Here is a 20,758-nt window from a genome sequence, read left to right as displayed (position 1 = left end):
ATGCTGGATACCAAGGTCATTTCGATCCTATGCGTAAACGACTTTCATGCAGAAATTTTCCCGACGGATCGTGTTCTTGGGAGCGCGAAACTCGTATCGGTCATTAATCGATTTAAAGAGAATAATCCCAATACCCTGGTCGTGTTCGGCGGAGATAACTATAAAGGCGATCCTATTTCGGATTATTTCTCGGGGGAGCCCGTCTCTTGTCTTATGAAATCTGTAGGCGCCGTGGCATCCGCTGTGGGTAATCATGAATTCGATTACGGGAGGAACAAGTTCAAGCAGTGGCAACGGCAAGGCAACTTTACCTTTATTGCCGCGAACTTGTTAGACAGATCGACGCAAGCCGCCCCCGATATTGTTAAGCCTTATCTAATGGTTTGCGTGGACGGCGTTAAAATCGCAATGATTGGCCTCGCGACGATGGAGCGGTTAAACAACGCTAATCGATCGACCGATTTGCACTCGCTTGAAATTGCCGATGGGGCGGAAATGACCAGAAAATGGGTAGACTATTTGAATGAAGGAAACGACGAATTAGGCAAGCCGGACGTTATCATAGCCCTTACCCATTACGGACTCAAGTATGGAGCTGATCAGGTCACGCCTGTAGGCAGCGAGGCCATCATGCTTTGCCGGCAAGTCCCGGAACTATCGGGAGTATTTACGGCCCATTGGCATCTATTTATGAGTCTCGAGATCAATCATGTGGCGGTTGCGCAGGGCGGTTCATTCGGTAAGGGATTTGCCGTTTTAACGATTCGCCTATCGCAAGATCATCGTATTCTGAACGTTACTCCAGGATACTTCGACTTCAGCTCTGAACTAAATAAAATATGTCCGGATATCGAAATGCAAAATCAAGTTGAAGCTTATTACAAAAAAGCTTTGGATAATGAGCTTGGAGAGGTAATCGGCGTTGCTAAGACCGACATTGTTCATCGATCGCCATCCGGCAACGAGGTTTATCCCGAAGGAACGCCGCTCTCTCAGCTGGCCATCCGCGTATTGTTAGAGACGACGAATAGCCAGGTTGCGATGTTCTTTTCAGGCAGCATAGGTCAAGGCATCAAGAAAGGCAATATTACGCTATATATGCTTTACAAAATCATGTTTATCGATAGTGGCATCGTAACAATGAAGCTCAGAGGAAAAGAAATCGTCAAGAATATCGAAAATGGCATCAGTACGCTTAAACAAGAGGGAGCATCCCCCTTAGCCTTCGGAGGCTTAAAAGTAACCGCGGATTACGCGAAGCCTTTCGGTCATCGAATCGAAACGATCTGTCTTGAAAACGGACAGCCTTTGGAAGCAGAGCGTTATTACGACATTGCCGTAGATGAGTATATTGCATCCAACGAGATGGGCTACGATTTCTCCAATGGATTGGAACGGATTCATACCGGGAAATCCATTAGGAATGAAATGGTTCAGCTCATTAAGAACATGGGTCATCTAGAAGCGAGCATTCCCGGTCATTTTACGATTAAGAACAAAACCTTTTAATAGGGGGAATAAGCGAATGCAAGTGAGATTAGAGCAGTTGACGAAAGCGTTTGAAAGCCGGAAAAATGATAAGGTTATCGCCGTGAATAAATTAGACTTGACGATCGAATCCGGGAAATTGATCGGACTCTTGGGCCCTTCGGGCTGCGGGAAATCAACGACTTTGTTTATGGTCGCAGGCATTCACGACGTAACCGACGGTAAAATCTATTTCGACGATCAGGATGTTACCGAACTTTCGGCGGATAAAAGGGGAATAGGGCTTGTTTTTCAAAACTATGCGCTCTATCCGCATCTATCGGTATGGGACAACATTGCATTCCCGCTTCTGAATTCGAAAGATATAAAAAAACGTTTGAAAAAGCAATTCGCCGAGCAGCATTCGAATTACAAAAATTATAAGGCCTACATTAGCAAGCTAGTCGAGGATGCGGCCAAGCTGGTCGAAATTACGGCTTATCTAGACCGCAAGCCGGGGGAGCTTTCCGGCGGACAACAGCAACGGGTGGCCATCGCCAGGGCAATCGTTAAAAGTCCGTCCATCTTGCTGATGGACGAGCCGTTGTCCAATCTGGATGCTCGCCTTCGCATTCAAACCCGGGATGAAATCAAACGAATTCAACAGCAAACGGGTATTACGACGATTATGGTAACCCATGATCAGGAAGAAGCGCTAGCGATCAGCGATGAAGTCATTGTCCTAAAGGAAGGGGTATTACAGCAACAGGGATTACCGCAGGACGTATACGATAATCCGGCCAATCAATTCGTCGCCGAATTCATAAGCCGCTCGCAAATCAACATGGTACGCGGGAAAATAGCGGCCAATAAACTTTATCTTGGTGAGGAAGAATGGTTCCCGCTTCCCGCGCCGCTGATGGACCAAGAAGTTATGATCGGACTGCGATATGAGAATATCAAGCCCGCCATGGAAAATATGGAGCACTCGTTCACGGCAAGCGTGACCGCAAGGACAAGAATAGGCGGCATGTCGACCGTTCAAGTTCGGCTGACCGACGGACAGCAAATCACCTTGCATAATAACGAAGAGGAGTCGCTCCGCGAATCGGAACGATTGCAATTCGTCGTAAAACCGCAAACGGTTTTGGTCTTTAACCAAAAAGGGGAGAAGCTTCTGCAATGTTAAAGCCAAAAAGAACTTCGCGGAAAGTTCGTTACGACAACTCGGCCTATTTCTATTTGCTCCCGGCGCTGCTATTGCTTGCCGTATTTATCGTCTATCCGATTACGAATACACTGATTACTTCATTCAAAGGGGAGTATCGATTTCTAACCGGCGATTTTGAGGGATATAGCTGGCAAAATTACATCGAGATTATCAAGGATCCTATCTTCAGGAGAGCGATAATGAATACGCTATTTATAGCTTTTGTGTGCATTCCGGCATCGATGGCTATCGCTTTGTTCCTTTCCTTGATTTTGAATTCCGTTCAAAAATGGCAAGGATTTTTCATGACCTTGTTCTATTTGCCTCAAGTGACGAATGTCATTGCTGCCGGTATCGTGTTCGCTTTTATGTTCAACACGAACTTCGGAGTCATCAATATGATATTAGGATGGTTCGGCATCGAACCCGTTGCTTGGATCAGCGGACAAGGCATAGCTTCCTCGCCGGAGCTTTACCACCAAGCCTATGCACGGTGTTTGTTTATCGTATTCGTTTACACGGTTTGGCAAGGATTATCGCTCAAAATCATTTTGTTTCTAAGCGGACTTCAAAATATTAATAAGCAATATTATCAAGCTGCGAAAGTCGACGGGACAAGCTTTTGGCGCACGATCAGGAAAATTACGCTGCCTCTTTTATCGCCGACGACCCTTTACGTATTTATTACTTCCGTTATCACGGCATTTAAAGCCTATGCGCAAGTCATCGCGTTATTCGGCAAGCAGTATGGACCAGCAGGCGATGGTTCCAAAATGATGATCACGATCGTCGGCTACATGATGGATTCGATGGGAGATTATTTATCGCCGGGTTCGATCAGTAAGGCAAGCTCGGCAGCGATGATCCTCGTTGTGATGGTCATGATCGTTACCGCCGTTCAAATCAAAATTTCCAAGAAGTGGGTGCATTACAATTGAGACAACAATCGATGAGCAGATTGTTCCGGTATCTTCTACTGTCGTTGTCGGCCGCGCTCATACTCGTCCCGTTTTATTGGATGATCAACACTTCGTTAAAAACAAATGCGGAAATATTAAGGATTCCTCCGACGCTCTTTCCAACGGAATTTCGCTTTCAGAACTTTGCTGATGCGATCGTCAAGGCGCCGATTCTCGCGTATCTCTTCAATACGGTTGTCGTCGCTTTATGCGTCGTAACGATTAGCACGGTCGTCAGCGTATTGGCGGCGTTCGCTTTTGCCAGATTAAACTTTCGAGGAAAACCGTTTCTATTTATTGTCATTCTCGGCACAATGATGGTGCCTCAAGAAATGCTGATCATTACGAATTTCATGACCATTGCGAATTTGGGATGGATGAACACCTGGCAAGCGCTTATTGCCCCGTATTGTATTAACGCATTCAATATCTACTTGCTGAGGCAGACGTTCAAACAAGTACCCGATGAATTATATCTTGCCTCCAAAGTGGACGGGGTAAGCAACTTTTGTTTTTTACGGAAAATTATGTTGCCTCTTTCTAAGTCAACGATCGTTACGGTAATGATCCTATCCGTGGTTTGGATATGGGACACGTACGCCTGGCCCAGTCTTGTCACGACAAATGATAGCATGAGGCTTGTTTCCAATGGTTTGCAAAACGCGTTTACGAGCGATAGCGGAAGAATACAATACGAGATCCAGATGGCTGCTTCGACATTAGTCATTTTACCGCTTGTTTTCCTCTTTCTGATGCTCAAAAAAAATATCATTTCGGGAATGGTGAAGGGGGGGATCAAAGGTTAGCCGATGCTGCAAATCGCGGCGTGTTTGAAACCCGGCAAACGGTTTTATTTCACCCTTCATATAGAACAATCATTTATAATTTCGGGAGGAATGACAATGAAAAGGTCAATGAAAATAGGCGCCGCTTTGCTATTAGCGGGAACAATGGTTGCTTGCAGCAATAACGGTAACGTAAATGACGCAAACAGCGGACAGGAACAAACATCGAATCTCGAGAAGGCCATTCAAGCCGTCGTCACGGACAAAAAAGAGGTATCCATCTCATTTTGGACAGGCACCGGAGCGAATAACTTCCCCTTCATGGAGAGTATGGTTAAAGACTTTCAAACGAAATACCCGAATATTAAGGTTGAATTCTCCAATCAAGGGAGAATCGACGAGCTGACGAAAAAACTGACGCAAAATATCGTATCTAAAAGTACTCCGACTTTATCCAATTTGGACGCAAGCAGTTTCCCGGAATATATCAACAGCGATGCGATCGTGGACTTATTGCCGTATTACAATAATAGTTCGATAGGATTTACAAACGAAGAGCAGGGAAACTTCTATCAAAATTACATTAACGAAGCCAAAAGTTTCGGTCCCGAAGGGACAATGTACGGTTTTCCTACCAACAAGAAAACGACGGACGTCTTGGTCTATAATAAAACCTTTTTCGACAAAAAAGGATGGAAGGCGCCGCAAACATGGGATGAGGTGGCGAGATACAGCCAGATAATTAAGGAGGAAACGGGAAAACCGGGGTTCAGCTTCGATAATTCTTACGGAGATGCCGCGTTTAAGCTGATGTCGCAGCAATGGGGAAGTCCCTACATCGCGGCCGATGGAACGATTGACATTAACAATGAGGGAACAAAAGAGGCTATGAAATTCTACAAAGAAAATATGGATAAAGGTACCTTTACGATGCCCGCTCTCATGCCTAGCGCTGGCGGTAAAAACAGCAGCGACGGCTTTGTGATGGAAGAGACCTATATGTTCGTCGGGGCGGCCGCAGGCGTTACGTTCGCCATTCCTAATCCGGCATCGGGCCACAAAGACTTTGAAATAGGAGTAGCGCCCGTTCCGCAAAAGGATCTCGCCAAGCCGATCGCGCTGTCGAAGGGCGAAGACTACGCTATTTTCTCGAATGCGACCGATGAAGAACGTGTTGCCGCGTGGCTGTTGATCAAATTCATGTCCGACCCCGAAGAGAATGCGAATTGGCTAGTGAACACGGGAAATCTTCCTATCAGCAAAGCCATGCTAGATGTTCCGACTTATAAGCAGTTTCTCGACTCGGATAAAACGAACCCGAAGTCCTATTATATGGCAGCCGCCGTTAACGCTGCGATCTCCAACGATTATATGACGTACAATAAGGTGACCGTTAAATCCGGTTCCTTGTCGACGGAGACCGGAAATCTATGGGAAGCGACGATGATTGGCGGAGGCGATATCGACGCATTGCTGCCGCAGACAGCGGAAAAGCTGAAATAAGCAGATCGGATTAAGCGCCATGACCTTCGAATGGCGCTTAACTGTAAATTAATGAGAAAGATGTGTGTGCTTGGATGGAAAAAAAGTTGATATTTTTCGATTTTGACGGCACTTTATTCAGCCATTCAACGAAAAGTGTGCCTTCGGGCAACACGCGCGTATTGAGACGCCTTCAGGAGCTCGGGCATACCATCATCGTGGCAACGGGACGCGGAACGGAATTCGTTCATTTTATTAAAGAAGCCATACCGATCCGATTCGATACGATCATCGTTCTAAACGGACAAATGATCTACGAAAAAGGGAATATTGTTTACGATAATCATATTCGACTTTCTTCCATGGAACATATCATCCGAATTGCAAAAGAAAATAAAATCGTTTATGGCGGTTATGATAAGAACGGCGAGATCGTTAATAATATTAATGATCGAGTGCGGCAAGTTTGGCATAATTTTAATGCTCCCATGCCGGCTTTAAAAAGCAACTTCGAAAACGATACGCCCTTATACCAGGGGCATCTATATATCACTTCAAGTGAAGCTGCGTTCTTTGAACCCCATTTGAACGATTACGTATTGAATTGGTCCGATCCCTTTCTCGTTAATTTGATTCCCAAATCGGCAGGGAAATCGCAGGCGATTCGATGGTGCATGGAGAAATACGGCTTTACGAAAGAGCAAACCTTCGCGTTCGGCGACGGTTTCAACGATCGGGATATGCTTTTGGAAGTGGGACATGGAATCGCAATGGGCAATGCTGATCAGAGCATTAAAGATATTGCAAAATATGTGACAAAATCGGTCGATGAAGACGGGATCGAATACGCGTTAATCCATTATAAATTGATTTGAATTTGGAGAAGAGGTGATTTTCATAGATTATTCGAAAGAAATCGCGATTACTATACTGGAAACTAGCGATCTACACGGACACATTTTGCCGCTCCAATATGTCGACAATAGCTACAGCGAAGTGGGCTTGGCTAAGATTGCCACGTTAATTCATCAAGAACGTCGAGCTTGCGCGAATGTGCTTTTGGTCGACAATGGCGATCTGATTCAAGGATCGCCGCTAGCTTATCACCATGCCAAAATCGACAATTCGCCTCTTAATCCTATGGTTATGTGCTTAAACGAACTCGAATATGATGCAGCCGTCCTCGGAAATCATGAATTTAATTATGCAAAAGCGGTGCTTGACAAGGCTATTCAAGAATCTGAATTCCCTTGGTTATCGGCGAATGTCGTTAGGAAATCCACAAAAAATCCGTATTACGGAAAGCCATATCTCGTCAAAGAGTTGCAGGATGGCGTGAAGGTCGGCCTACTTGGCCTCACGACTTCCTATATTCCGAATTGGGAGCATCCTTCGAATATCGTTGACTTTGATTTTCTTGACGTCATTGAATCAGCGCAAATGGGGGTTCGCCACTTACGAGAGGTGGAGGGCGTAGATGCGGTAGTCGTTGCTTATCACGGGGGATTCGAGTGCGATTTGGAATCCGGACAACCGAGCGAAACGTTAACAGGCGAGAATCTCGCATATCGCCTATGCCACGAGGTAGAAGGCATAGACGTGCTTTTGACCGGTCACCAACATCGTCTGATCGCAGGAGAGGTAAATGGCATAACCGTTATCCAGCCCGGCCAACAAGGAGCTTACTTGGGAAAAGCTACGATCCGGCTGGCATTTTGGGAAGGATGTTGGCATGTAATTGATAAGAAGGCGGAGCTTATTTCTGTGAAGGATGTAACGCCTGATATCGACATTATTGATCTGGTGCGAACCCATGAAACCAAGACGCAGGATTGGCTAGATACTCCCATTGGGCAAACGATAGGAGACATGAGTATTTCCAATCCCATGGAAGCACGAACGCGTGATAATGCCATTATTGAGTTCATTAATAAGGTACAGATGTATTACGGAGGAGTGAGCATATCAAACACGGCCTTATTCGACAATCAAGCAAGAGGCTTTAAACCGATTATTACCGTCCGAGATGTTGTCTCCAACTATATCTATCCGAACACATTAAAGGTAATCCGCGTAACTGGCCAAGATATTAAAGACGCATTAGAGCAATCTGCCCGCTATTTCGCGGAATACGACGGAAATGGCTATAACGTTAGCGATGAATTCTCAGTTCCTAAACCACAGCATTATAATTACGATATGTGGGAAGGGATCGACTATCAGATCAATATTTCACTTCCGATTGGTAGCCGAGTGACGAAGCTTTATTATGAAGGACGCCCAATAGATGTCCAAGTTACATTTGACGTGGCGATGAACAATTACCGGGCAGGCGGCGGAGGTAACTACTCCATGTTTCAAGGAAAACAGGTTGTTCGTGAACTTCCAACCGATATTTCAGAACTGCTGACGACCTATATCCTTGAAAAAAGAACGATCGAAGCAACGGTAAATGCGAATTGGGAAGTCATTCATGATTAGCAATTAACAATGAAGTGACCCCTTAAAGTTAGACAATTAATTATTATGCAACCTGTTGGGCATGGGCTAGGTATTGTGCTCATGCCTTTTAAATCGCAAGACAAACAAAATCAACTCATTGAAAAAATTACCGCTCAGCATCTCGTCATCGGAATCGGCATCGCTCAACAAACGCATTTGGCACGTGCAGTTAACTTCCGTGGATAATTCATGAGATAGATTCAATGCATGGACGAATCAAAACACTCTTTTGATGGCTTTTATATGCCGTTAAAAGAGTTTTTTTATGGCGGTTATCTGGGATTTATTCATCTCGATCAAGTGGCTCTATCCCTGTTGGAATAATGAATTATGGAATATGAAACGGCCAAGAAATTATTTCTCAAGGCTTTTTTTTCGATGTCTAGCTTAACAAATTATTGTTATTTATTTAACGCAAGGAAAATAGTGGGAGGGTAGAATCGTGCTGAGCATTCTATTCTACTAATAGGTGGGGCAAAGCGTGGGGAGCAATAAGAATTTTAAAGGATTCATAAGTTTCATAGCCGTCGGAAGGCTGATTCAGGAACGGATCCTTTTGTTGAAAGTGCAGCTGTTTATCACCGTGTTGATCCTGATACCAATCGCTATACTCGGAACGGTCTATTACCAAGAAGCCAAGCAGATGGTTATTAAGGACTTCGGAGAGTCGAACCAGCAAGCATTGAATCAATTTGCCGCTTCGGTAGAGCTGATCGTCAATAATATCATCGATATATCGAAGCAATCTTATAACGATAGCCGTCTTAACAGCATTATGGCCGGCAACAACTCCGATAATCCATATGCCGATTGGGATTATATTAATCAGAAGATTAATCAAATCAAAGCCTCCAATCGATATGTCCATTCCGTGTATTTGTATTTGGCCAAAAGCGATAAAGTTATCTCAACGGAATACGGCATATCCGACGCAGCTAGTTTTCCGGACGTAGCCTTTATGAATTGGTATAAAAATGACAGTCGAACGCTTATCTTGGCGGATACGCATCCCGTAAAATTCTGGAACAACAGCCCGCAGACATTGGATGTGTTCTCGGTGTATGCGCATTTGCCCCTGGACCGGACGAATAATTACAATGGCGCACTCATTATAAATATCGATCAATCCATGGTCTATCGAGATTTGCATGCCCGAATTCCGGATAACGGCGAGACACCTTTTATGGTGCTTAACAGCAGGAAGGAAGTCATGATCTCGGGGCTAAAGGAAGAATTGTACACGGATATTCGTGCCAAGGATCATTTTCAGAATGCATTCTCCGAGCCGGAAGGCAGCTTTGTCTCAAATATAGAGAATAAGGATCAGCTCGTCGTCTACAACACTGCGGAGAATAGAGACTGGACTTATGTAGCCATGTATCCGTTTGACGGAATCTCCCGCAGTATCCATATGATCCGCAACATTATTCTGCTGATGAGCATTGTTCTACTTGTATTTAGTCTCATTGTTTCGCTGCTGTTTACGATGCGAGCAGTGAAGCCGGTAGACGAGCTTCATAAGCATATACGAGCGAGAACGCGCCGCATGCCAAGGAAGGGCAACGAGCTGGGCGTCCTACGCGATGCAGTGATTGATTTGATCGATAATCACGATCAGCTGGAGGAGAAGTTGGAGCTGACGGTTCCTGTGTTCAGAGAGAAGATACTCAATAATTTAATTGAGGGAGTCTATGCAAGCTGGCAGGAAATCGATCATGATTTGCGTATGTTTGCAATGGATATCCCACGGAAGAATCTGACACTGATGCTGTTTGAATTGGACGGAGAAGAAGATAGCGACGGTTATAAGGCACGCAATAGCAGCTTCCTGCTCTATTCTATCTCGGATACGGTAGAAGAGTATTTCAGCAATTACCATGACATAGGCAGCTTCAGCTTGGTTAACCATCGTAACCAGCTCGTCTTGGCACTGGAGAACCCTTCGTCGGGAGTTGGAGAGCTGATGGTAAGAATAAGAGAATTGCAGCAGAAGTTGCTTAACAGCCTGCATGTATCGTTAACCGCGATTGTGAGTGATGAGCCGACGGACTTGCTGCACATCTCCCGAAATTATCGAGAGGTACGGGAATTGCTAAAGTACAAGATTTTATATAGTCAAATGGATATTATGCTGACCAGCGACATCCGATCCGACAACAATACGGCGTACAATTACCCTTACGATAAAGAAGAGTTGCTCAAGAACAACATTCGAGCTAGCAAAAAGGACGAGGCACTTGGGTTGTTTAGGGAGATGCTGGGCAGCATCAGCAAGGATCGGCGCTATCAGAACATGTACCAATTCGTATTCCATTTAAATAGTACGATTATGGTGTTGATCAACGAACTGGGGTTGTCAGTCGACGAGATTTACGGGGAAGAGTACAGTATAGAGCAACTCAGCAATATGAATAGCAAGGAACGGGTGGACATCTTTTTCTCCGTCTTGATACAAACGATCGTAGACGTAATTGAGGTCAACAAATCCACCCGAACAAACAAGTACTACCAGCGAATCACCAGTTATATTAATGACCATTATATGCAGGAAATTACGCTTGAATCGGTAAGCGAGCAGGTTAACTTGAGCCCGACGTATATCAATCAGATTCTTAAATCTCACTTGGGCATTACCTTCGTTCAATTGCTTAATAAAACCAGAATCGATCAGGCGTGTTCAATGATGCAGAAGGAGGACCTCAAGATTAAGGATATTGCACTCTGGGTCGGCTACAGCAGCTCCAAATATTTCATCAAGATATTCAAAGAGATCAAGGGGATTACGCCTGGCCAATACGTGAGGGGCTATCATACAGATTGGACCGAAAATCCTTGAGCTATCAAGGGTTTTTTTGTTAAAAGGAGCATTCCATTTGCAATTGTGGAGCGCAAATTGCGAGAATTCGGTACGTTTTGTCAGATATTCCGATTTACGTTCGAGACTTTCGGTGGCTACGATAGACGAGGCTAGTCCAATAATCGGAAAGGAGGATAGAAACCGATAATGAACACGATCGCCGCACCAAATACGAAACGTTCGATTGGGTCCGTTCGAAGGAAAACACTGACATGGATATGGAAATACCGGTATTTGCATTTGCTGGCCCTGCCCTGCATGCTATATTTTCTAATCTTCAAATATATACCCATGTACGGCATCATTATTGCCTTCAAGGATTACAAAGGTATAGGCGGCTTTGAGGGCATTATCAGCAGCGACTGGGCAGGATTTAAGAATTTTCATATGTTTTTCGACTCCATTTATTTCTGGCGGCTGATGCGCAATACGCTGATGCTGAGCTTGTATCTACTGATTTTTGCTTTCCCCGCTCCAATTATCCTTGCCTTGCTTATAAACGAAGCACGGGGGATGTGGTTTAAGAAAGCCGTTCAAAGTATTAGTTACATGCCGCATTTTCTGTCATGGGTCGTGTGCGCGGGTCTGGTGCTGCAACTACTGACTCCTACCGGCGGGCCGGTTAATGCGCTCATGGAGATGATGGGGAAAGAACCGATTGCTTTCACGAGCGATCCGGGTTATTTCCGTACCATTCTGGTATTAACTAATATTTGGAAGGAAGTAGGGTGGGGCACTATCATCTACTTGGCGGCTATGGCAAGCATTGATCCTGAGTTATATGAAGCGAGCACAATGGATGGAGCCAAAAAGTGGCACAAAATGCTGTATATTACGCTGCCGGGGATCAAGGAGATTGTAGCGATCATGCTGATTCTTAGCATGGGTAACATACTGGATGGTCATTTCGAGCAGGTGTTTAATCTGTACAGCCCAGCGGTCTATGAGGTAGCGGATAATTTTGACACCTATGTCTATCGAATTGGGTTGGTAGAGGCCAAATTTGCTTATTCGGCCGCTGTGGGTTTATTCAAATCCGTCGTGGCGTTAGTGTTGGTCGTGCTGGCTAATCGAGCTGCCAAGCGACTTGGCTCCGATGGCCTGTGGTAGTCTTCGTTAGGTCTCAGCTTACAGGAGGATTGTTTTGAAGCAAACGTCAAGTGAGAAATGGTTCGATACATGCAATACAATCATGCTGATCCTCGTATGCATCGTCATGCTTTATCCGGTTTTGTTCGTATTTGGCCGCTCGGTGATGACGGATCTAGACAGGGCGGCTCATCCGTTCGCTATTTGGCCAACGGTGCTGGATATGTCCGGTTATAAGTACGTCTTCTCGTCTGGCTCTTATATTGCAAATGCCTACATGATCACGATTCTGAGGACGCTTGCTGGCACGTTTTGCAGCATGCTTTTCACCGCAGCTCTAGCCTTTGCGCTTTCTAACAGGGACTATCCGTTGCGCAATGCCTTCACCTTGCTGATCGCGTTTACGATGTGGTTCGGAGGCGGGTTAATTCCGCTCTTCCTGCTGGTCAAATCCTTGGGGCTGTATAACCATTTCGCCGTGCTCATTCTACCGGGACTAATCAGCGCTTGGAATATGTTGATTCTGCGGAACTTTTTCATGCAGATCCCTACCGGCATTATTGAATCGGCGAGAATGGACGGAGCAAATGATCTGGTCATCTTCCTTCGGATTATTCTGCCTTTGTCTTCCGCGGCACTTGCTACCATCTCTTTGTTCTATGCGGTTGGGCATTGGAATTCTTGGTTCGATGCCATGATTTATATCCATGACCGCGATTTATGGCCCATGCAGGTATTCTTGAGGGAGATCATCCATAACGCGAATTTGAACGACATGATACGGTCCGATGCCGTGGTCGAGATCAGTCCTCCAGCACAGTCGGTCATCATGGCGACGATTGTTGTGACGACGGTACCTATTTTGTGCGTGTACCCCTTTTTGCAACGATACTTTGTCAAAGGAATTACCGTAGGCTCTATTAAAGGTTGAATGCTGACAGGCAGAAACAAAATCGATTTAGGAATGGGAGTAATCATATGAAGGATTACCTGCAAAAGAAAAACGGCATAGCACCGCTGGTCTTAACTTCTGTGGTGGCCATTACCGTATTGGGGGGCTGCAGCAGTTCTAACACTAACAGGAGCAGCGCTGAAGCACCTTCTACGGTGAATGCGTCTACGAATACCGATATCGCTCCAATAGTACAAACAGCACCTCTCAGAATCGTTAGAAGAAGCTTAGGCAACCGGGAGAACGGAACGGACAATCAGAAGGTGCTGGACATTATCCAGGAAAAATCCGGGATTAACATGGAAGCAGAAGTTATTCCACGAGATGTTTATCCGGATAAAATCAATCTGCTGCTCGCTTCCGGAGAGAAATTTGATTTTATCGAAGGGCAGTTGGTCAACTGGACGACGCTGAAGGATAAAGGCTCCATTATGCCGTTGAATGATCTGATCGACCAATACGGTCCTAACATTAAGAAATACATGGCGGATGCACTGGAGGTTATGAAGGATAAAGACGGTGTCATCTGGGGTATTCCTCGTCAAGAGAGCTTCCCCACCGGTTATGCGCCGACGATTCGCAAGGACTGGCTGGAGGCGCTGGGCATGGAGATGCCTCATACGATGGTCGAATTCGAAACCTATATGGACGCGGTAAAGAATACGGATCTGAACAAAAACGGTAAAAAGGATGAAATTCCGCTGTTACATTCCTGGAACCTTAATGGCTTGATTCAGATATTCCAGCCTTACTTCATGGGAGTAGAATCTACCCGATATCTGGATGGAGACCGAGTGATTCCAGCCGTAAGTGCTCCGGGATATAAAGAGATGCTGACTACCTTTCGCAATTGGTATGCCAAAGGCTACATTTTGAAGGATTTCGCGACCATTAATACCAATCAGATCAAAGATCTCGTACTGGCGGATAGAGTCGGCGCTTATTCCGGCTGGTTCAATTCCATGGTCGGGAATCAGATTACAATGAACGAGACCAATCCTAACGTATCTTATGATCCGCTGCCGCCACTGGAAGATGGTCCAGATACAGGAACTCCAGCGTGGGGAAGCAACGCCAAATATTCCTCTACCCTGCTCATTCCGAATACCAGCAAAAACGCGGCTTTCCTCATTAAGTATCTGGATTGGACGCTAGCTTCGCCTGAGAATGTCATGCTGACGTGGAACGGCATTGAAGGGGAGAACTGGGAGTGGGTAGACAAGAGTAAAAATACATTCACGCTTCTGGAGAAAGCCTCGGACCGGTACTCCGGTTATTACAATCTGGCTGAATTCTTCGACCCGGCTATTTGGCCGACTTACGTGCCTGCAGATTATGATAAAGCAGGCCAAATTGAATCCAAAATGAAAGATACTTACAAGAATTACAAATTCGTTGAGCCGTTTGATGCCGCTATTCCATTCACGCTGTCCGGTACGCCTGCGGAAAATCTAACAGGCGACGGAGCAACTAAGATCGCTGAATCGCAAATTCAGTACATTATCGGGGCCATCGACGAGTCAGGATGGGACAAGGCCGTCCAAGACTATATGAAGATCGAAGGTGACCTGCTGACGGAGGTTTGGTCCAAACAGTATCAGGAGTATACCGATAAATAAGCAGGAAGTTTTGTACGCGCACAATGCCGACAGACGATTAAAACCAACCTTTTTAAAGCGAGGGATTATCCGATGAAAAAAGTAATGGTGGTGCTGCTTATGTTAAGCTTCATGTTCGAAAACGCTCAAGCTGTTTTCGCGGCTTCGGTCGTGATTCAAAACGATAGACAATGGCTCGATACCTCAGGCAATCCCATTAAAGCCCAAGGCGGCGGCATTATCAACGTTGGCGGCGTCTATCATTGGTTCGGTCCTGATTTCGGTACTGCGGGAGATTATAAATTCTACGGGATTAACCACTATACCTCGTCTGATCTGAAGTCGTGGACCAAGCAAAGTGGCGGGCGAATTACGGCTGGCATGCCAACGATTCCGTTCCAATCCGGCGATTGGATTGGACGTCCTTACGTCATGTGGAACGCTGCAACAAGCAAGTATGTGATGGTGCTGGAATGGGGAGGGCATGAGACCGGGGTGCGGAATCAGTATGCTTTCCTGACGGCGACGGACCTATCGGCAGGAAACGCATGGACTTACCAGAGCTCCAGCCTAATCAAGAAGCTCCCGGATGCATCGGGCAACTTTTATAGTCTAGGTGATTTAGGGGCTTATCAGGACGGAGCGAACGCCTATCTGATGTATACCTTCGATAAAGGACAAACCAACGGAGGACAAGCGATTTTGAAGCTATCGAATGACTTTCTGAAGCCGATGCCGCCGACTACGGGCAATTACAGCGAGTTTTCCGGCGGTACGTGGGACAACGGCGACATTCGTGAAGCAGCATCCATATTTAAACGCAATGGCAAGTACTATTATTTCACCTCCAATACACGGGGATGGAAATCCAGCGATACCGCATATCGGACTGCAGAAAGCATGGCAGGGCCTTGGTCAGAACGCAAGCCGGTGGTTACCTCGCCTTCCTCGGCTGATTCCTTCAATACGCAGCATGATTTCGTACTGGAAGTTCAGGGCTCGCAAGGAACCACGTATGTCTATGGCGGCGACCGCTGGAGTAATTATTCCGGCGGCGATATGAGCAAGGGCGTATACGCCTGGTACCCGCTCAGCTTCGCGGCGGACGGTACCCCGACGATTAACGGCTATGCCAACTGGACGATCGATCCGCTGCAAGGAACATGGTCAGCTAACAACAGCACATTGCAAAACCCGGGTTTTGAGTCGGATTTGAGCAGTTGGACGTATGCTGGTAATTTGAGCATCGCAACGGATCCAGCTGAAGTTCATTCCGGGTCGAAGTCTGCCAAGTCCTATAGCACGAGCGCCTATACAACCTTGCTGGAGAACACCTCCGCCTCCGCAGTTAGTGGAGGAACGTATACCGCCAAAGTGTGGCACCGGAGCGGAAACACGTTCGCTTCTAAGAAGTTTCAGGTCTACGTAAACGGGGCACTGGCTAAAGAGCTGAATTTGCCGACCACGACAACCTGGACGGAGTACAGCATTGGTGGCATAAACGTGCCGGAGGGCGCAACAATCAAGCTTTCGATCTCGGCTAGCGGCAATGCCAGCGCTTGGGCGCAATACGATGATTTTTCGCTGATTAAAGGCTGAATGTCCACTAGAAATAGAACAATATGGGCCGTAATGTAAACAGGCAAGGAGACGACTTCCATGAAATATCATTGTATCGCGCTCGACATTGACGGCACGCTGCTTAACGAGCGGGGAGAGATCTCCCGTGCAACGCGTGAAGCACTGCACCAAGCGTCGGAGCTCGGATACCTCGTAATTTTGGCTTCCGGCCGACCGGTTAATCAGTTGATCCCCGTTATGAGGGAGCTTGGATTGAATACGCCTATGGTTTGTGCAAACGGTGCACAAAATTGGCTTTCACCAGAGGAGCTTTTAAGCGAATACAAGCTGGAGGCTCACTGGGTCCGCCTCCTCCGCCTAATGGCGGAGGAAAACGCAGTGCCGCACTGGGGCCATGCCAAGGAGGGAAGCATCTACAGCCATACCGGACTGTCGTTTGCTGAATATGAGGATGCAACCTGGTTCTCCTTCGCTGTTGAGTCCCGCGATCCTGACATCATGACGAGCATTCGGCAGAGCGTAAATGAATGGAAGGATCAGGTAGAGATTAGTCGAGCCAACCCTTACCAGTGCGAGATCAACGCTAAAGGTGTGAGTAAAGCAACAGGCATTGCCGAGCTGGCTGCCAGGCACGGCATTTCCATGGAGAAAGTGATTGCTGTCGGTGACGGCATGAACGATGCATCGATGATACAGGCCGCTGGGCTCGGCATTGCTATGGGCAATGCGGAAGATGATCTAAAGCGGTTGGCCAATCTAGTCGGGCCTTCTAATTCGAGGGAAGGCGTTGCATGGATAGTACACAATTATCTATTAACGGATAACGTTAGGGAGGAATTGCTGCGATGAAGATTTCAACATCCATTCATATGTTTGATACGGATTACCCTATGGAACAAGCGATTCAGCGATGCAAGGCTGCGGGCTTTGAGGCATTGGATTTTAACTATACCGATTATATGCCCCAACTACTCCGCAAGTCCTGGCCGGAAGAGGAACGTTGGGCGCATAACATTCGGGAGGCCGCAGAATCTTGGGATGCGGTCTTCACGCAAATGCATGGTCCTATTCATGGGGCTTCCTTTGATAACATGCAGCTGGGACTTGATCTGGATACTTATATAGCATATTCGGAGCGGAGCTTACGCACGGCCGCAATCTTGGGCATTCCTTGGGTGGTCCTTCATCCAGGCAACCTAACGCTCCAAGGCGGGGAACCGACACAGTCACAGCTTGTTTTTAACCGCAATGCATACTTGAGGTTGCTGCCCGTAATGGAGAAGACAGGCGTAGGCGTGACCCTAGAAAATATGTTCGATCGTCCAAGAGGTGGCGGAAGATCGCTGCGCAGTTATTGCGCCACGGCCGAGGAGCTGGCTGAGCTTGTTAGGAGTCTCAACCATCCACTATTCGGCGCTTGCTGGGATACGGGACATGCACATATTCAAGGAGTGGATCAAAGCAGTTCCCTTCGTATTCTGGGTTCTTTGTTGAAGGCCGTCCATATCCAGGATAATCAGGGTGTGAGTGATTCGCACCTGCTTCCATACCAAGGGTCGATCGACTGGGTGGATGTCATGTCGGGTATGGCGGCAGCAGGTTATCAAGGCGACTTCACCTATGAGACGCACGGCTATTTCCGCCCCGTGCCGTTGGAACTGATGGATTCGGCTTTGAGTTTCGCGGTGTCAACAGCTAAGCATCTGACAAAATTATTTCATCTCGAGCCAGCGGCTATTAAGTAACTAATCGGGTATATAGAGCGAGAGCCTATGACATACAAGCATAGCGACGGTCACAGGCTCTCGCTTTATAAAGTATTAAATATGAAGTCTCGTAATGTTAATCAAAAAAAGCTGCACTTATTAACTCAATAATAGGCTTCATACAACCTACGGACATGCTTTTCAACTGCTCCTTGCATACGAACATTAATGGTATTGGGTATTTGAAAGTGACATCTGATGATGCAGAGAATACGGGAAATGACAATAAACCATACAGAAAGTGTCATTTTGATCATACAAAAGCCCCGAAAAGGGGCTTTTTGTATGATCAAAATATAATACAGCTCACACAAGGATGATGATCAGTCACATGAGTTCCAGCGCTTGAAGACCTTGATGAGTGATCGAGAATTTTGGGTGACGAATAGTGTACGGCTGCAGTCTAGACTTAGATCAAAGACTTCTGCCTATTTGTTCTATTTACTTGTGAATGCATGTGGAAACGCTAGACTAGCGCCTACCCCATCTTTCGAAACCAGGCATGGTGAGTGGAGGAACGTGGCAGGGATATGCATGAGATAGGGAGCGTATTATTCGCACACTTGAGACGAAATGGTAAAAAAATGATAACGATCTAAAAAAGTGAAAGCATAGGGATATGGCATGGAGTAAAGAGATGATAATGAAGTAACAAATTGAAGATATACGATTAGTAAAAAATAAAATAGAATTTTAAATGTGTTAGTATTCACACTATATGAGAGGGGTTTTAAGGTGAAGAATAATCAACCGTCTTCAAAAGCAATACTTCTTCTGATATCGCTCATGCTTACAACTGGCTTTATTTCAGCATGCAGCTCCAATTCACCCGAGAAACAAACGAATGCTCCAACTCAAAGTCCTGCCAACAACAGTAGTACGGGCAACGATGAACCGAAGGAAGCGGTTTCCGGAGATGCTGATCCGTTCGGCAAGTATGAAACGCCGCTTGCGATTCGCTTTACTCGTGATGTTGACAATGACACGCAAGATAATATCATACCTAAAACTCCTGGAGAAACGATTGAAGACAACAGATGGTTGAAAGCGTTTACCGAAAAGCTGGGCATTAATGTTACGTATGACTGGACAGTTAGCACCGGTGATGCTTATACCCAAAAAATGAACGTTACGCTTACGTCTGGCGACTTGCCAGATATGCTTCGCGTAACGCCTGCGCAAATGAAGCAGCTAGCCGAAGCGGATTTAATCGAGGATTTAACGCCATATTGGGAGCAGTATGCATCGGATGATCTAAAGGAGCTATATGCTGAACAAGGACCAGCGGTGCTTAATTCTGCCGAAGTTAATGGAAAGATTATGGGGATCGGCAAGGCAGACGTTTACGGTGACGGTGTTTACTTATGGATTCGTAAGGATTGGTTAGACAAATTAAACCTTCCTGAGCCAACTTCCTTGCAGGATGTGTTGAAAATATCGGAAGCGTTTACAACCCAGGATCCGGACGGGAACAAGGTGAATGACACGTATGGCTTAGCCTTGACAAAGGATTTGTACGGCGGTGCCATGGGCTTGGAAGGATTTTTTGCGGGCTACCATGCGTATCCGAATATGTGGATTGATGATGGCTCGGGAAATTTAGTTTGGGGTAGCACGCTCCCTGAAGTTAAGGAATCCTTGAAAGCGCTGTCTGAGATGTATAAGGCTGGTCAGCTGGATAAAGAGTTCGGTGTTAAAGATGGCGGTAAGGTAGCTGAAAGTGTTGCCGCTGGTAAAATTGGCATCGATTTTGGCGCACAATGGAATCCCATGTATCCGTTAATCAGCAATTATCAAAATGATCCAAATGCGAACTGGGTAGGTTATTCCCTTGTTTCGGTAGACGGCAAACCAGCCCTTTCTCCGCAAAGATTCCAAGCCGACAGCTATTGGGTAGTAAGAAAGGGATTCTCTAATCCCGAGGCGCTTATCAAAATGTTCAATTTGCATGTGGAGCTTAACTGGGGCAAAACAGGAGATTTTGACTACTATTACATGCCGGCAGCCAATGATAGTGTAGGGGTGTGGAAGTACTCCCCTGTACAGCCGGCGTCAGCATTTAAAAACATTCGAGCTTTCCAGGAAATCGAAGAGGCTAGAAAAAATAATAGTTTTGACAGCTTAACGGGTGAAGCATTAGCGATTTATCGCAATATTAAGGCATTCGAAGAAGGGGATGCTTCTCAATGGGGCTGGCCTAAGATCTACGGAGCAGAAGGGGTTTACAGGCATGGCGTCAATTATATGGATAATGAACGATTCATGTATGAGAAGTTTGCCGGTCCTCCGACAGAAACGATGGCTGAAAGAAAATCTACATTAGAAGCCTTGGAAAAAGAAACATTCGTCAAAATTATTATGGGTGCAGCGCCTTTGGATGATTTTGATAAATTCGTGGACAACTGGTATAAAGTTGGTGGAACAGACATCACGAAGGAAGTCAATGAGTGGTATGCCACAACCAAATAACACGTTATGGAAAGCAAGGAGCATCCTTGCTTTCCATTTTC

General features: G+C 46.1%; 15 protein-coding genes. All 15 read left to right on the top strand.

Features of this window, described 5'->3' with window-relative positions; all coding sequences use genetic code 11:
* Positions 1–1,509: a bifunctional metallophosphatase/5'-nucleotidase gene (locus tag M3194_RS02720; RefSeq protein ID WP_251651483.1), complete on the top strand. Its 1,509-nt coding sequence runs from the start codon at positions 1–3 to the stop codon at positions 1,507–1,509.
* 16 nt (positions 1,510–1,525) lie between these two features.
* Positions 1,526–2,656, top strand: a complete 1,131-nt coding sequence (locus M3194_RS02715; RefSeq protein WP_251651482.1) for an ABC transporter ATP-binding protein — start codon at positions 1,526–1,528, stop codon at positions 2,654–2,656.
* Positions 2,650–3,615 carry a carbohydrate ABC transporter permease gene (locus tag M3194_RS02710; RefSeq protein WP_251651481.1) on the top strand — a complete coding sequence of 322 codons (966 nt, stop codon included), beginning with the start codon at positions 2,650–2,652 and terminating at the stop codon, positions 3,613–3,615. The genes M3194_RS02715 and M3194_RS02710 overlap by 7 nt, the downstream gene beginning before the upstream one ends.
* The gene (locus tag M3194_RS02705) at positions 3,612–4,442 is read left to right on the top strand and encodes a carbohydrate ABC transporter permease (protein ID WP_251651480.1); all 831 of its coding nucleotides are present in this window, start codon (positions 3,612–3,614) and stop codon (positions 4,440–4,442) included. Before M3194_RS02710 ends, M3194_RS02705 begins: the two co-directional genes overlap by 4 nt.
* Before the next feature lie 96 nt (positions 4,443–4,538).
* Positions 4,539–5,924 (top strand): extracellular solute-binding protein, encoded by a 1,386-nt coding sequence (locus M3194_RS02700; protein WP_251651479.1) that lies wholly within the window; start codon positions 4,539–4,541, stop codon positions 5,922–5,924.
* 74 nt (positions 5,925–5,998) lie between these two features.
* A complete protein-coding gene (locus tag M3194_RS02695; protein WP_251651478.1) occupies positions 5,999–6,778 on the top strand; it encodes a Cof-type HAD-IIB family hydrolase in 780 nt (259 codons plus the stop codon).
* Between the two features lie 22 nt (positions 6,779–6,800).
* Positions 6,801–8,384 carry a bifunctional metallophosphatase/5'-nucleotidase gene (locus M3194_RS02690; RefSeq protein ID WP_251652108.1) on the top strand — a complete coding sequence of 528 codons (1,584 nt, stop codon included), beginning with the start codon at positions 6,801–6,803 and terminating at the stop codon, positions 8,382–8,384.
* Between the two features lie 586 nt (positions 8,385–8,970).
* Positions 8,971–11,241 (top strand): AraC family transcriptional regulator, encoded by a 2,271-nt coding sequence (locus M3194_RS02685; RefSeq protein ID WP_251652106.1) that lies wholly within the window; start codon positions 8,971–8,973, stop codon positions 11,239–11,241.
* Positions 11,242–11,409: 168 nt separating this feature from the next.
* Positions 11,410–12,372 (top strand): ABC transporter permease, encoded by a 963-nt coding sequence (locus M3194_RS02680; RefSeq protein WP_251651477.1) that lies wholly within the window; start codon positions 11,410–11,412, stop codon positions 12,370–12,372.
* Between the two features lie 34 nt (positions 12,373–12,406).
* Positions 12,407–13,282 carry a carbohydrate ABC transporter permease gene (locus tag M3194_RS02675; protein ID WP_251651476.1) on the top strand — a complete coding sequence of 292 codons (876 nt, stop codon included), beginning with the start codon at positions 12,407–12,409 and terminating at the stop codon, positions 13,280–13,282.
* A 47-nt stretch (positions 13,283–13,329) separates the two neighbouring features.
* Positions 13,330–14,922 (top strand): type 2 periplasmic-binding domain-containing protein, encoded by a 1,593-nt coding sequence (locus tag M3194_RS02670; protein WP_251651475.1) that lies wholly within the window; start codon positions 13,330–13,332, stop codon positions 14,920–14,922.
* A gap of 72 nt (positions 14,923–14,994) precedes the next feature.
* The gene (locus tag M3194_RS02665) at positions 14,995–16,500 is read left to right on the top strand and encodes a hypothetical protein (RefSeq protein WP_251651474.1); all 1,506 of its coding nucleotides are present in this window, start codon (positions 14,995–14,997) and stop codon (positions 16,498–16,500) included.
* Between the two features lie 60 nt (positions 16,501–16,560).
* A complete protein-coding gene (locus tag M3194_RS02660; protein ID WP_251651473.1) occupies positions 16,561–17,331 on the top strand; it encodes a Cof-type HAD-IIB family hydrolase in 771 nt (256 codons plus the stop codon).
* Positions 17,328–18,227, top strand: coding sequence for a sugar phosphate isomerase/epimerase family protein (locus M3194_RS02655; RefSeq protein ID WP_251651472.1), 900 nt, complete (start codon positions 17,328–17,330; stop codon positions 18,225–18,227). The genes M3194_RS02660 and M3194_RS02655 overlap by 4 nt, the downstream gene beginning before the upstream one ends.
* 756 nt (positions 18,228–18,983) lie before the next feature.
* On the top strand, positions 18,984–20,717 hold the full coding sequence (locus M3194_RS02650; RefSeq protein WP_251651471.1) for an extracellular solute-binding protein: 1,734 nt from the start codon (positions 18,984–18,986) through the stop codon (positions 20,715–20,717).
* The last annotated feature ends 41 nt before the right edge of the window (positions 20,718–20,758 follow it).

Origin of the sequence: Paenibacillus glycanilyticus (assembly GCF_023715145.1) — a bacterium.
Taxonomy (GTDB): domain Bacteria; phylum Bacillota; class Bacilli; order Paenibacillales; family Paenibacillaceae; genus Pristimantibacillus; species Pristimantibacillus glycanilyticus_A.
Note: the sequence above shows the minus strand (reverse complement) of the source record. Positions and strands in the feature narration are given on the sequence as shown.